We start from the raw sequence: 14,960 nt of genomic DNA on the forward strand, positions 1-14,960 counted from the left end.
TGGCTCGCTAAGCATAAAAATAATTAATAGTTAGAACCTTAAACATGATAAATATCAGCGTTTTACACCTTTTTGAGCTATGTTTTAATTTTTATCAATAAAAAAGCGCCCAAAAAGGACGCTAAATATATTTTAAAAAACTGTTGTTGACTATCCGAGCTTTAGTCGGCTCACTAAAAAGTTTATTTAATTTTAAGCTCCAAAGCGTCAAATGAATCCGTCTTTATTCCTATCAAACCATATTTGGTTTCACCCTTTTTAATTAGGGTTCCGTTTATATTATAATTTAGCATCTCCGACTTAAACTTTTTGTTTCCAGAACCTGCAACAATCATGTTTAAAGCCGTTATCCCAGGCCCAACCACTAGTCCAATGGGCGTTGAGCTGGTTGTTTCTTCAACTCCATAAGCGTTCGTTTGGTAGGTATATAAGTTTACGGGAGTTAGTAGCAAATACAATAAATACGTTGGCACACTTTGTTTTAACGTTTTAAAGGCCTTCTCGTTGTCCATAACATAAATTTCCGAGCCATTACCATAAACAAGTACCGCATCTTTACCAAACACCAAATCTCTGTCTGAATTATTAGTAATTTTAAGCGCAACAATCTTGACGCCTTTTTTTACTTCTTTTTTGGCATACTTTTTTTCCAATAAATCATACTTGTACTGAAGCTTTACATTATCTGTTTCGTGCGCAGACACATAATTAACAGTTTCTGGCGAAATCATTTTGTAACCTGAGGCACAACTGGTTAAAGAGATAATGGCAATACACAAAAAGGCAGCTTTAATAATTTTCATTCGTTTTGTTTAGTGGTTATTATTTTATTTTTTTACTTTACATACAGTCGCTTTTTGAGCGTTTACATGATAAAGGCCACTAAACTAAAATTTTCTTACTAAAAACATTTATAAATCTTACAAAACACCGTTTTATTAGATATGATGTACAGTCGTTTTTTTTGAAATAACAGCTAAAATGACGAATGGATTACTCAAACATCTGAACTTCAATATTTAGAACAAATCGTTTATATTAATCATTCAAAAAATTTCCCTGAAGCAATTTGTTTCAAATTAGAAACGCTTAAATTATAAATGTAAACCCAAGCTGCAAGTTCTGACCCATCGCTTAAATAAGCGGTCACCCGCTCCTTACGGTATAGGTTAGGCTCCGGATAGTGTTCCCCGACACCTTCGTAATCATTTAGCGCTTCAAAAATACTAGGGTCTTTATTCAACTTAAACACTCTTCCGTAAACCTTTTCGGATGGGTTATCACTCAAAACAGCTCCTGGAAACCATGACACCATATATAATTTCCCGTTGAAATAAGCATCACCCAAACATTCGGAATGTGCTTCCAGGAATTGGGCCATGTCGTGCTTGGAATCCTTAAGAAGCGTACCGTAAACAAACAGGTAATCGATTGCCATTTTATATATGTTGGCTTAAATCAATATTGTTAATTGCACCATGGCTGTCGTGAACTGTTACCGTACCATTTTTAATGACCAACAATTGCGGTGATTCATGTCTTACTTGAAATTTATTGGCTATATCGTTGGAAATATCTCGGTAGGAAATCAAATCCAAATAATATAAATCGGCTTCATTTTCGCTGAATTTGTAATCGCCTTCAAATTGCTTTTTTACCATACGGCTTATTCCGCAACGTGTAGAATGCTTAAAAATGACTTGTGTTTTGGCAGTTGATTTTTGCTGAATATCCTCCAATTGAGTTAAGTCGTTCAAGGCAATCCAAGACAATGTTTTTTCTTCTTTAGACGTCTCAGAATTACCGAATAATTTATTTAATAATCCCATTAATTTTAATTTCTATTTTCTTTTCCGCAAAAGCGGCAATCTCTTTTAATAATATACTAAGTCGGAACAAATACCCAAACTTACAAACCGACAAAAAGTCACTATAAATCAGCAATTAGCAGACATTTTGTCTTCTTGATTGAGTTGGTAAGATAATTGACTTATTCATGTTGTAAATGTAAAACAATAAAAATAGTCCTGTTTAAAACGCAGGAATAAAAACATAAAAAAACAAAGATATGAACCTGAATAATTATACTATAAAATCGCAAGAAGCGATTCAGCAAGCGCAGCAAATTGCGCAAGGCTTTGGGCATCAGCAAATTGAAAACGAACACCTTTTTAAAGGAATATTCGAGGTTGATGAAAACGTTTTACCGTTCCTCTTAAAAAAGTTGAATGTTAACGTTTCTATACTGCAACAAGCTTTGGATAAACAGCTAGAAAGTTTCTCGAAAGTTTCTGGTGGTGAACTCATGCTATCTCGTGAAGCCGGAAAAACACTTAACGAAGCATCTATCATCGCTAAAAAAATGAAAGATGATTATGTGTCTATCGAGCATTTGATTTTAGCTGTTTTTAAATCGAACAGTAAAATAGCGCAGATGCTAAAAGACCAAGGGGTAACTGAAAAAACCCTTACAGCCGCCATTAATGAGCTAAGACAAGGCGAACGTGTTACTTCGCAAAGCCAAGAAGACACTTATAATTCATTGAATAAATACGCTAAAAATCTAAACCAATTGGCTAAAGATGGTAAGTTGGATCCTGTGATTGGTCGTGATGAAGAAATCCGTAGGATTCTCCAAATTTTATCACGTCGTACCAAAAACAATCCCATTTTGGTGGGTGAGCCCGGTACAGGTAAAACAGCCATTGCCGAAGGTTTGGCGCATCGTATAATTGATGGCGACATTCCAGAAAACCTAAAGGACAAGCAAATTTTTGCCCTTGATATGGGCGCATTAATTGCTGGTGCGAAATATAAAGGTGAATTTGAAGAACGCCTAAAAGCCGTAATTAAAGAAGTAACAAGCAGCAATGGCGACATTGTGCTGTTTATAGACGAAATCCACACCTTGGTTGGTGCTGGTGGCGGACAAGGCGCTATGGATGCCGCCAATATATTAAAACCGGCTCTGGCCCGTGGTGAGTTACGCGCTATTGGAGCGACTACTTTAGACGAATACCAAAAGTATTTTGAAAAAGATAAGGCACTTGAGCGTCGTTTCCAAAAGGTAACCGTTAACGAACCCGATACCGAAAGTGCAATTTCAATTTTGCGAGGTATTAAAGAGAAATACGAAACACACCACAAAGTACGTATTAAAGATGATGCCATTATTGGTGCGGTTGAATTGTCGCAACGCTACATTACCAACCGTTTTTTGCCCGATAAAGCCATCGACTTGATGGATGAAGCGGCCTCAAAAATGCGTATGGAAATCAACTCCAAACCCGAAGAACTGGATGTTTTGGATAGAAAAATCATGCAGCTTGAAATTGAAATTGAAGCCATTAAACGTGAAAAGGATGAAGCGAAGCTTAAAAGTTTACGTTCCGATTTGGCGAACTTAAAAGAAGAGCGCAACGAAATCAATGCCAAGTGGAAAAGTGAAAAAGAAGTCGTTGACAACATCCAAAACACAAAACAGGATATTGAAAACTATAAATTGGAAGCTGAAAAAGCAGAACGCGAAGGCGATTACGGTAAAGTTGCCGAACTGCGATACGGTAAAATAAAACAAGCGCAAGAGCAGTTGGAAGTTTATCAAAAGCAGCTACAGGAGCAAAGTGAAAATTCACTGATAAAAGAAGAAGTGACCTATGATGATATCGCCGAAGTTGTTGCCAAATGGACAGGTATCCCTGTAACCAAAATGCTTCAAAGCGAACGCGAAAAGCTATTAAAGCTTGAAGACGAACTTCATAAACGAGTAGTTGGACAAGAAGAAGCTATTGAAGCCGTGAGTGATTCTGTACGTAGAAGTCGGGCCGGTTTACAAAACCCTCAAAAACCCATCGGAACATTTTTGTTCTTGGGTACTACAGGTGTTGGTAAAACCGAATTGGCAAAAGCCTTGGCCGAATATTTGTTCGACGACGAAAACGCCATGACCCGAATAGACATGAGTGAATACCAAGAACGTCATGCGGTAAGCAGATTGGTTGGTGCGCCCCCAGGATACGTAGGATATGATGAAGGTGGCCAGTTAACCGAAGCGGTAAGAAGAAAACCATATTCGGTGGTGCTACTCGACGAGATTGAAAAAGCGCATCCCGATGCTTTCAACATCTTGTTACAAGTATTGGATGAAGGTCGATTAACAGATAACAAAGGACGTGTGGCCGATTTTAAAAACACCATCATTATCATGACCTCCAATATCGGAAGTGAATTGATACAGCAACATTTCGACAACACAAAAGATATTGAAACGGCCACAGAAGGTGCGAAAGTTGATGTTTTAGGCTTGTTGAAAAAATCGGTTCGTCCAGAATTTTTAAACCGTATTGACGACACAATCATGTTCACACCATTAAGCAAGGAAAACATTATTGACATTGTTGGTCTACAGCTTAAAAACGTAACCAAAATGATTGCAAAACAAGGTATTACTTTTGATGCTACCCAGGAAGCCATAAGCTATTTAGCCGAAAAAGGGTACAACCCAGAGTATGGTGCCAGACCCGTAAAACGCGTTATCCAGAAAGAAGTGCTCAATGCATTAAGCAAAGAGATACTCTCTGGAAAAGTAACCACAGACAGCATCATTTTATTGGATGCGTTTGACGATAAATTGGTTTTTAGAAACCAAGGCGACCTTGTAGAAGAAGAACTTTAAAATTTAATAGCACATTTTGTAACATTTTAAGTTATAAGACGTCTATTAGTTTGGTTGGTTAGTTGAAAAGCAACACAAATCCATTTATGGATGCGTGTTGCTTTTTGTTTTATTATTAGTCAATAAAAAAAATTGCCTAATTATAAAATAATTTTCCATTAAATCTGTTAAATACATTGTTTGGCAACCGTTAATCTAAAAATTAAAAGTTCATTCAAAACTTAAACAAAAATTACATAATTTAGTTTCTATGTTAGTTGTCTAACTAATTTAATTAATAGCAACAGTAGACACCCTTTCTCTACTGTAACCAATCAAATTAAAAAATCCCTAAAAAATGACAATTTCAAGTTACATTGATTATACCCTATTAAAACCAACGGCCACAAGCCGAGACATCATTCAATTATGCGAAACTGCCAAAGAACAAAATTATTACAGTGTTTGCGTGAGCAGCTGTTATGTCGCGTTAGCTAGCCAAATGCTAGAACCAACTTCAGTAAAAGTCTGCTCTACCGTAGGATTCCCTTTAGGCACTATGGCCACCGCTTCAAAAGTTTTCGAAGCAGAAAAAGCTATTGAGGATGGCGCCGATGAAATAGACATGGTTATCAACTTAAGCTATCTTAAAAGCAAAAATTACATGGCAGTATTAAAAGATATCACTGATGTGAAATTGGCTGCCGGCAACATCCCCTTAAAGGTTATTATTGAAGTTTCTGAATTGAGTAAAAACGAAATCATCAAAGCTTGCGAAATCTGTTTGGATGCCAATGTTGATTTTATAAAAACCTCAACAGGGTTTTCTAAAAGCGGCGCCACTTTAACCGCTGTAAAAATTATTAAAAAGACAATAAAAAACAGAGCTAAAATAAAAGCTTCTGGTGGTATTAGAGACTTTGAAACAGCACTTAAATATATTGATGCTGGTGCCGACAGAATTGGCACTTCGGCTACAATAGCACCTAATGATGATGGTGTTAGCTTAAGAAACACCGAGGTTTTTAAACACTACATTGAAAAGACAAACCCTACAAGCAATAACAAAAAAGACGCTACGACAAAAACCATATAGCTTTATTCGATAATTTTAAATTTAATGTTTTGCCCAGTAAACTTTTGCGATAAAACATTAATGGCATTTTCGGTTAACTGCAACACCCTTGGATAACCGCCCGTTGTCTGGCAATCGCGCATTAAAACAATAAGTTTGCCCGACGGTGTTAACTGAACACTACCCGGCATTACGGCAGAAGTAATTATGGGTTTTAAATCATTTTCGAGTGGTTCTACCAATTGGTAGGCCATTCGATTATTTTCTTTTGAAATAGAAAATCCTGTTTTCATCAACAGGTTTTGTTGCTTTTTAGACAGCATACCGAACTCAGGACCTTTAAAAACTTCAACAGTATCAGTTTTTAAATAATCTTGATTAACTTTTAAATGGGCATATTTATTCAAATTGCTTATAGTTTTGTGTTCTACAGGCAACTCTTCTCCTTTTTGTAGTCTTGAAACCGAAGTAATGCCTTCGTACATACTTCTGCTCTGCATAATGGCTTCTGTTTTAAACCCGCCCGAAACACCCAAATAAGACCTAAAACCTAATTTCAATTTACCAAAAGACAACACATCGCCTTTATAAACTTCCATAACTTCATTTTTTGAAACAGCCTTTTTATTTAATTTTGGGCTCATTTCCGCACCAGAAATACAGATTAAAGTATCGCTTTTAAATTCTAAAGTAGGCCCCATCATAGTCATTTCAATAACAGCTGCATTTTCATGATTACCTAGAAGCAGATTCACCATTTTAGCCGCGTAATTATCCATAACACCCGAATACGGTACGCCAAACTCTTGATAGCCAAAGCGCCCTAAATCTTGAACAGACGAATATATGCCTGGTTTTAAAACCTTAACCATCAATCACCTCGCTTTCTATTTGGTAAACATTGGCATCAACCAAAGCTTTAATATCCTGATGTTCTTTAATCGATATGGGGTAGAATTTTATTTGATCGCCTGCTGAAGCAAAACAAGGGGTTTCGCTTTCCATATTAAAAAAATTGATGGGTGAATTGCCAATAATATGCCATCCTCCCGGACTTGCACTAGGGTAAACACCTGTTTGATGACCACCTATAGCTACCGCGCCTTTTTCTATTTTCAACCTAGGCGTTGCCTTTCTGCCTATGCTCAATTTTTCGTTCAAACCGCCCAAATATAAAAACCCGGGCAAAAACCCGATAAAGTAAACCCTATAAATAGCATCGCTATGCATTTTAATTATATCACTAACAGATAGTTTATTGACTTTTGAAATAATCTCTAAATCAATGCCAAAAGAAGCATCATAACATACGGGTATTCTCCATAATGTCGCTTTTAAATTTGTCTTATTTCCTTTGGCTGAATAAATAGACTTCAATCGCTCAATTTCTTCCTTAAGGCCTGTTTCAAAATGCGAGTACACAACCAAAACAGAGTGATACGCTGTACGTACCTCGGTTATGTTTTCAATATTTAACCACATTAAATCAGATTTAAAACGCAATAAATCAGTAAGAATATCTTCGCGAATTTCTGCTGGCCATTCCACTAAAATGACGTGCTCCCCGTAAGGCTTGTAAACAAGTTGAAAATTCATTTATTATCTTATCTTGTACCCCTTGTTCTGTAATTTTTCCGACAACCTTTTTACCATATTTACGGCATTGGGATGATCGCCATGTAAACAAAATGTGTTGGCTTTTAATGTTGCCCATGCTCCCGAAACTGTTTTTACTTTTTGGTTTTCATGAATATTGAATACTTGCTGAAACATCGCATCAATATCGTGAATTATTGCATTATCATCGGTTCGCGAAACCAACGACAAGTCGGCATTATAATTCCTGTCTGCAAAAGCTTCATAAAAAACAGGTATATTATTTTCAATGGCCACACGTGCCATCACCGAATTATAAGGCACATACAATTCGGCTGGTATTGCCAAGGCTTTCATCACTTCAACAATTACGTGCGCTGTTTTTTCATCGGTAGCGGCGAGATTGTAAAGTGCTCCATGCGGTTTAACATGATGCAGCGTTGCGTTTTCTTCCTTTAAAACCGCAACCAAATCTTTAATTTGATTTTTTACTGCCGTGTAAAGTGCAACACAGGGTAGTTCCATAACCGTTCTTCCAAAATTTTCCTTATCTGGAAATGACGGATGTGCTCCTATTTTAACGCGGTACTGCTTGGCCAACTTAACGACATGGCGCATTGTTTTTAAATCCCCTGCATGCCCTCCACAAGCAATGTTACATGATGATACATGAGGCAAGAGTTCCGCCTCGTTGCCCATGCCCTCACCCACATCTACATTAATATCGATAATTAGATTTTCCACATAACTAATTTAGCCATTCTAATGGGAATTTCAAGAATTAAAGCAGCAAAACTTATTTTAAGAAAATATTATAAACCTTTTCACGCAACTATTTTTAATTTTCACATCTAATACATGATTTAAAAAAATATATTGAATTATGAAAAAAACTATTTTATTAGTAAAAAGTTTAATTGCCATGGGCATTTTGTTTGTAAGTTGTGATACGGGAACGGACGATATTCAGTGTCCTGAAGCCATTACTGGCGCTTTGTCTGACACAGAAAACACCTTTGCCGGCACATGGACTTTGCAAAGTATTGTATCTGAAGAAGAACTAGACTTGACTGACGACAACACAGACAACCCGAGCACCGATATATACAGTCAGTTTAGCGATTGCGAAAACAACTTAGTTTATATTTTTGGAACCGACAGAAGTTACAATTATTCGTTAGGAAAAACAGCCACCGACTGCGATAACCAACAGGAAGCTTCGGGCACTTGGCAATTGGGAGAAACCAATAACCTAGTACTTGTAGCTAATTGTTCCAGACAACTAATATCTCTAGAAATTAACGAAGAAAACACCGAATTTTCTTTTGATGGTACTTATAATTTTACTGATATTAACGGTGTCACCATTACAACCAATACCACATTTACTTTTGGTAAATCGCTATAAAAAGTATTTTTTGGAAGAAAACTAATGAGGTTGTTCTTAAAAGCTAATCATTGAAAACAAATTAAAGATTACTTTTGAATAGCCTCTTTTCATTTGTTGAATCTTCTTTTACTTACCCCAACCAACCATCTCGGTCCAAACTTCTATATTGAATGGCTTCACTAATATGCGCGCCGTTTACATTTTCGCTGCCTTCCAAATCGGCAATGGTCCTAGAAACTTTCAAAATACGGTCGTAGGCTCTAGCCGATAAATTCAACCGTTCCATAGCGGTTTTCAACAAGTCTTTAGAAGCATCGTCCAATTCACAATATTTCCGAATTTGCTTGGTGTTCATTTGCGCATTGTAATGCACATTTTCTGAATCTTTAAAACGCTCAGTTTGCACTTGTCGTGCGGCGGTTACCCGTTTTCTTATCTCAACAGACGATTCGCTTTTTCGGTCTTCCGAGAGTTTTTCAAAAGGTACAGGAGTCACTTCAATATGAATATCAATACGATCTAACAAGGGGCCGGATATTTTACTTAAGTAACGTTGCATTTCAGCAGGACTTGATGTTACAGGTACATTGGGATCGTTAAAATAGCCTCCAGGGCTCGGGTTCATACTAGCCACCAACATAAACGACGATGGGTATGTAACCGTAAATTTTGCTCGCGAAATGGTTACTTCACGGTCTTCCAAAGGTTGACGCAACACTTCCAATACATCACGTTTAAATTCAGGTAATTCATCTAAAAACAAAACGCCGTTATGGGATAAAGATATTTCACCAGGCTGTGGAAAACTACCACCGCCAACAAGGGCAACATTCGATATTGTGTGATGCGGACTCCTAAAAGGGCGTTGTGCCATCAACCCCGTGTCTTTTACCCTTCCCACTACCGAATGGATTTTTGTAGTTTCCAGCGCTTCGTGTAAGGTCATGGGTGGCAAAATACTTGGCAAACGCTTGGCCAACATCGTTTTTCCTGCCCCGGGTGGACCAATCAAAATAATATTATGCCCACCAGCCGCAGCAATTTCCATACAGCGCTTAATGCCCTCTTGACCTTTTACATCAGAAAAATCAAATTCTGGAAAATCCAAACTTTTGGTAAACTCCTCACGCGTATTGATTATGGTCTGCTCTAGAGGTTCGCTTTTATCAAAATAATTTATGACCTGCTTGATATTATCAACACCATAAACCTCTAAATCGTTAACAATAGCTGCTTCTTTGGCGTTCATACTTGGCAGAATAAAACCTTTAAAGCCTTCTTCGCGGGCTTTAACGGCAATGGGCAATGCGCCTTTTATGGGTTGCAAACTGCCATCAAGCGACAATTCACCCATAATCAGGTATTTTTCTAAATTTTTGGCTTCAATCTGTTTTGATGCCGCCAAAACACCAATGGCCAAAGTGAGGTCGTAAGCACTGCCTTCCTTTCGTAAATCGGCCGGCGCCATATTGATGGTAATTTTTTTTCCAGGTATTTTATAACCATTGTTTTGCAAAGCAGCCGCAATACGGTAATTGCTCTCTTTAATCGCATTATCGGGCAACCCGACTAAATGGTATCCTATACCTCCATCTACATTTACCTCTACAGTAATCGTTGTCGCTTCAACACCAAAAACAGCACTTCCAAAAACTTTTTTAAGCATAACATTCCTATTCCTTTACTGCTTAAATGTAAGAAATGTATTTTAAACGTTGTCATATTATATTCATTAGATTGCCGGATTTCCTTTCTTTTTAGTGTTAAATGTCACGCTTTCTGTTTAGTTTCGTCCCATAAAAGAATCCCACCAATGGTGGGATTCCGTTGAAATTGGATAATCAAACTAATTAACATTAAAATGAAAATGATTTCTCCAATTAACCAGATAAACGAATTTTATTTAGTTGGTTCCGTTTAAGAATTTTGGTTTAATAATTAACATGGCCCAAGCCCAGTTTTGAGTAGATTTCACTCCTGGCACATCAGCTATCTCACTTGGTTCGAAGAAATGAGAATAACCACCAACCAGTTTAAATTCCTTGAATTTTTTTGCTAATACTAAATCTATTTCTGTTCCTAAATCTTTTCCATCAAAAGCATCAACATCCTCAACTTCCGTAAAGTAATGACCTGTTAAACTAACCGCCACACCTGAGATTTTAGTAGCAAGAGATAATTGCAAATCATTTAACCCGCCAGCATTCCCGTGGTTTCCAACATAAAATCTATCCATTAAACCATTAAAAGCATGGTTGGTACCGTATAGCGGGAAAAATGCTGCAGAATCATCTTTTCTTCCGGAAATAGATTCATAACCAGCTCCTAATGTTAATTTATCAGAAAATTTATATTTAGCCAATAAACTTGCCAAAAGTGCACCTTTAACATCTACTCCTCCTAATCTTTCTCCGTCTTGAAGATATAGATTTGCGGCTAATGACAAGTCAGCTACATTATAATCTGCATGAACCCCAGCAGTAATTAAGCTAGACTTATTGGAACCGTCCACATTAGAATCTTGAAAGGTATTAACTAATCCTAAAAAAGAAATATTGAACTTTTCTCCTTTACTATTTGCTCTCAAGAATACCATATCTCTATAAGAAAATAATGCAGAAGTATTGTATACCTCATCAGCTGTAGTGTTTAAAGCACCACCGATATCTAAACTAAATTTATTTTTCATGTATTTATACACAGCAGCATCATGTGTTCTAGCTTGTTGCGCCCAACCTAGGCCTCCTAGTATTCTCTGATCATCATAAGATAATGGCTGACGACCAACTTTTAAACTTGAAGACTCTCCTAATTTTAAATCTGCCCAAGCTTCTTGAATTCTAAAGTTACCATTTCCGTTAGTAGCAATTTGAGGCCTATCTCCAAATACAAATACTTCTTGGAAGCTAGTAAACAAGGTGTAAGTTTCCGATGCATACTGAGCCTTTAAAGCCGCTCTTACAGAGGTTCTTATAAAACCTTCATCAGCATCTGTAGCTGTTTGGGCCGGAAAACTCCCTCCTGTAAAATTACCACCATTTCCGAAATATTCACTACGCGGTCTAAATTCTCCTTCTAGTGTAAACTGAGCTTGTGCAAATTGTAAGCACCCCAATAAAAGTGCTAATAATAGATATTGTTTTTTCATGGTTTTCTCGTTTTAAGTTGTTTTTTTTTGAGTTTTGTTAATAATTGTGATTGGTTTTTGTTTTTAATTTTTGTACAAATTTATAGCTGTAGTCTACCAATGGCTATGACATTTCTCATGTTTTACAGCCCTAATGAACCACTAAATTTGATTTGTATTTTTGACTCCCTATTTACAATATTAGAATCGAAGTCATTTTATTAATGCTCCAGGAAGTCAATTAAATGTTTTCTGTATTTGTAATAATCGTTATGTTCTAAAACAGCCTTTCTTGTTCTGGGCCTTTCAAAATCGATTTCGAGAACATCACCAATTTTGGCTCGTGGACCACTGGTCATCATCACCACTCGGTCGGCCAAAAATATGGCCTCATCCACATCATGGGTAATCATAACCGCAGTAATTTTTTCTTTGTTCCAAATTTCGATGAGGATATCCTGTAGTTCACCACGGGTTAAAGAATCCAACATTCCGAAAGGCTCATCCAACAATAGTACTTTTGGTTTAATGGCAAATGCTCTTGCAATACCCACGCGTTGCTGCATCCCTTGCGATAATTCGGAAGCTCTTTTATGGAACGCATCTTCCAAACCTACTTTTTGAAGATAATATTTGGCAATATCGTTACGCTGTGCTTTGGTGGCATCAGGGAACACTTGGTTTACTCCTAAAAGCACATTTTGTAGTGACGTCATCCAGGGCATCAAACTTGGCGCCTGAAAAATAACGCCTCGATCTGGCCCCGGTCCCTTTATATGCTTTCCTAATACTGAAATATTTCCTCCAGATATTTCATTCAATCCAGCAATCATACTTAACATGGTGGTTTTTCCGCAACCCGAATGCCCGATAATGGTAACAAATTCTTCCTTTTTTATTTGAAGGTTCAAGTTTTCTAAAACCGTGTAATCCCCTTTTGGTGTTGGGTATACTTTTTTAAGGTTTTTTAAATCCAACATCACATCAGATGCGGGAAACAACCCATTATCAGTAAAATTTTCTGTTTTATTTGCTGCTAAAGTATTCATCTGTTGTGAGTTTAAAATTGATTAACAAAATCTTTTGGTGCCAAATCAGGAAGTTCATAAACGGCCTGTGCTTCCGATTTTCGCTCGTTTCCTATATCCATCAAATATTCGATAATAGCATTTCGAGTTTCCTTAAAATTGGCATTATCGTTCAACTCAGTTTTATCCCTTGGGCGCTCGATATCGATCTTGAACTCGGGACCTAGAGTTGCTTTTGGCCCTGGGCGCAACGGAATAATACGATCTGCCATGTAAATACCTTCATCCACATCATTGGTAATCAACAAAGCCGTACGCTTATCTTTTCCCCAGATATTTAAAATTTCATCCTGAAGATTTCCGCGTGTTAAAGCATCCAATGCCCCTAACGGTTCGTCCATAATAATCATCTCTGGTTTCATAGATAACGCTCTTGCCACGGCCACACGCTGGCGCATACCGCCCGATAATTCTTTTGGGCGCTTATTAATGGCCGGCGTTAAACCTACCATATCTACATAGTTAGCCACCAATGTATTCAGTTCTTTTTTACTTTTCTTCGGAAAGGCTTCTTTGACTGCCATATACACATTTTGCCCAACGGTTAGCCAAGGTAGCAGTGAGTAATTTTGAAAAATCACACCACGCTCGTGGCTGGTTCCGGTTACAGGTTCGCCTTTAAACAAAACCTCGCCTTTGGTTGGTTCTAAAAGTCCGTTTATCAAGTTCACCAAAGTGGTTTTTCCACTCCCTGTAAAACCTACAATGGCAACAAATTCGCCCTCTTCAATAGATAGGTTGATATTCGATAATACCTCTGTTGCATTATCGCCCTGTCCGTAAGTTTTGTGAATATTATTTAATTCTAAGTATGCCATTTCTTTTGTATTTTATTGTTTTTTGTTGAGGCGTTTATTCGCTTGCACGATTAAACCCTTAAACAAATCCACATTATTTATATCGCATCGGTTTTATCAAACGATACCGTGTTTTGGATGGTTAGCATCAATCGGTCTAAAAGGAAACCAATGATACCGATAACAAACATCGCCACGATAATTTTTGCGTTTGAGTCGTTCGCACCGTTTTGGAATTCCTCCCAAACAAACAATCCTAAACCTGGGCTCTGTGCCAATAATTCAATGGCTATTAATACCATCCATGCTACTGATAAGGTAATTTTCAACCCTGTAAAAATCAACGGTAATGATGATGGCAATACCACCTTAAATATTTTTTGGAACGACCCCAGCTTCAATACTTTGGCCACATTTATATAATCTTTATCTACCGAGGACACGCCCATAGCCGTATTAACTAAAGTGGCCCACATAGAACACAACCCCACACTAATGAATGAAATGGTGAACGAACTATCTTCGCTAGAATCAATAAGTAGCGTTTTTACAATCATAAATACCAACAAATACCAAACTACCGGAGACACTGGCTTGAATATTTGGATGAACCAATTGAACGCACTTTTTAAAGTAGGGCTCAATCCGATAAAAACACCTAATGGAACAGCAATAATCAACGCCAATAAAAAACCTGCGAATACTGTTTTTAGACTTCGGAAAATTTGATCGACAAATGAGGGTCTTCCCGTGTAAGTAATAGGGTCTTTTCCTTCTGCTATACGTTTTTCATTAAGCGCTGCTGTTTTTTCGACGAATGCCGCTTTATCTGCTGCAATAATGTTATGGTCTCTCAATAAAGACTGAAAAGATTCCCACACCTTTGCTGGCGATGGTAATGTATTGGGTTGACAACTTACATCTCCCGATGCTATGCATTCGCGCATAGCATCGGCAGCTGCTGGACCTTGGTCTGTAAGTGCTTTTTCAATTTTATATTCTGCTTCTATGTTGTACAAAGATCTTGCACCTAAGTGCCACAGGCCTAAAAATAATAGGACGGAAGCAAGCGGCACGACTACTTTGCGCAAGAAATTTCTATAATCTTCCTTCCCTAGATTCCCTGTGAATAGGTCTTTAATAGAGGTTAAAAACCCCAATCCTACAAATTTGGTTACTCTTCCTAATGTTATACTTTGCTTCATGACTTATAATTTTTATGCCCTATTTTTA

General features: G+C 37.4%; 14 protein-coding genes. 3 read left to right on the top strand and 11 right to left on the bottom strand.

The genetic code is table 11. The features are described 5' to 3' along the window. Positions 1-182 precede the first annotated feature (182 nt). From GSB9_00937 to ytxJ, 3 genes are all read right to left on the bottom strand, one after another. A complete protein-coding gene (locus GSB9_00937) occupies positions 183-803 on the bottom strand; it encodes a hypothetical protein (GenBank protein UKM64389.1) in 621 nt (206 codons plus the stop codon). A gap of 239 nt (positions 804-1,042) precedes the next feature. Continuing rightward, entirely contained in the window at positions 1,043-1,438 is a 396-nt protein-coding gene (locus GSB9_00938; GenBank protein UKM64390.1) for a gamma-glutamylcyclotransferase, read from the bottom strand. Position 1,439: 1 nt separating this feature from the next. Then, complete coding sequence (gene ytxJ, locus GSB9_00939; GenBank protein ID UKM64391.1) at positions 1,440-1,829, bottom strand: bacillithiol system redox-active protein YtxJ; 390 nt, start codon at positions 1,827-1,829, stop codon at positions 1,440-1,442. 239 nt (positions 1,830-2,068) lie between these two features. Here ytxJ and clpB point away from each other — a divergent pair, with 239 nt between their 5' ends. Further along, on the top strand, positions 2,069-4,675 hold the full coding sequence (gene clpB, locus GSB9_00940) for an ATP-dependent chaperone ClpB (GenBank protein UKM64392.1): 2,607 nt from the start codon (positions 2,069-2,071) through the stop codon (positions 4,673-4,675). Between the two features lie 337 nt (positions 4,676-5,012). After that, positions 5,013-5,750, top strand: a complete 738-nt coding sequence (gene deoC, locus GSB9_00941; GenBank protein ID UKM64393.1) for a deoxyribose-phosphate aldolase — start codon at positions 5,013-5,015, stop codon at positions 5,748-5,750. 2 nt (positions 5,751-5,752) lie between these two features. On the opposite strand, the gene GSB9_00942 is transcribed toward deoC, so the two are convergent. From GSB9_00942 to pxpA, 3 genes are read right to left on the bottom strand one after another with little or no spacing between them, the layout of a single operon-like run. Then, a complete protein-coding gene (locus GSB9_00942; GenBank protein ID UKM64394.1) occupies positions 5,753-6,601 on the bottom strand; it encodes a biotin-dependent carboxyltransferase family protein in 849 nt (282 codons plus the stop codon). Further along, the gene (pxpB, locus tag GSB9_00943) at positions 6,594-7,325 is read right to left on the bottom strand and encodes a 5-oxoprolinase subunit PxpB (protein ID UKM64395.1); all 732 of its coding nucleotides are present in this window, start codon (positions 7,323-7,325) and stop codon (positions 6,594-6,596) included. The genes GSB9_00942 and pxpB overlap by 8 nt, the downstream gene beginning before the upstream one ends. Before the next feature lie 3 nt (positions 7,326-7,328). Then, the gene (pxpA, locus tag GSB9_00944; protein ID UKM64396.1) at positions 7,329-8,069 is read right to left on the bottom strand and encodes a 5-oxoprolinase subunit PxpA; all 741 of its coding nucleotides are present in this window, start codon (positions 8,067-8,069) and stop codon (positions 7,329-7,331) included. 139 nt (positions 8,070-8,208) lie between these two features. Between pxpA and GSB9_00945 the strand changes: the two genes are divergently transcribed. Beyond that, positions 8,209-8,733 carry a DUF5004 domain-containing protein gene (locus GSB9_00945; protein UKM64397.1) on the top strand — a complete coding sequence of 175 codons (525 nt, stop codon included), beginning with the start codon at positions 8,209-8,211 and terminating at the stop codon, positions 8,731-8,733. A gap of 112 nt (positions 8,734-8,845) precedes the next feature. On the opposite strand, the gene GSB9_00946 is transcribed toward GSB9_00945, so the two are convergent. The 5 genes from GSB9_00946 to GSB9_00950 form a co-directional block, all read right to left on the bottom strand. Next, positions 8,846-10,381, bottom strand: coding sequence for a YifB family Mg chelatase-like AAA ATPase (locus GSB9_00946; protein ID UKM64398.1), 1,536 nt, complete (start codon positions 10,379-10,381; stop codon positions 8,846-8,848). 237 nt (positions 10,382-10,618) lie between these two features. Then, the gene (locus GSB9_00947; protein ID UKM64399.1) at positions 10,619-11,863 is read right to left on the bottom strand and encodes an alginate export family protein; all 1,245 of its coding nucleotides are present in this window, start codon (positions 11,861-11,863) and stop codon (positions 10,619-10,621) included. Between the two features lie 200 nt (positions 11,864-12,063). Further along, complete coding sequence (locus GSB9_00948) at positions 12,064-12,891, bottom strand: ABC transporter ATP-binding protein (protein ID UKM64400.1); 828 nt, start codon at positions 12,889-12,891, stop codon at positions 12,064-12,066. Between the two features lie 11 nt (positions 12,892-12,902). Next, positions 12,903-13,748 (bottom strand): ABC transporter ATP-binding protein, encoded by an 846-nt coding sequence (locus GSB9_00949; GenBank protein ID UKM64401.1) that lies wholly within the window; start codon positions 13,746-13,748, stop codon positions 12,903-12,905. A 77-nt stretch (positions 13,749-13,825) separates the two neighbouring features. Beyond that, the gene (locus GSB9_00950) at positions 13,826-14,932 is read right to left on the bottom strand and encodes an ABC transporter permease (protein ID UKM64402.1); all 1,107 of its coding nucleotides are present in this window, start codon (positions 14,930-14,932) and stop codon (positions 13,826-13,828) included. Between the last annotated feature and the right edge of the window lie 28 nt (positions 14,933-14,960).

It is taken from the genome of Flavobacteriaceae bacterium GSB9 (assembly GCA_022749295.1).
GTDB lineage: Bacteria > Bacteroidota > Bacteroidia > Flavobacteriales > Flavobacteriaceae > Flavisericum.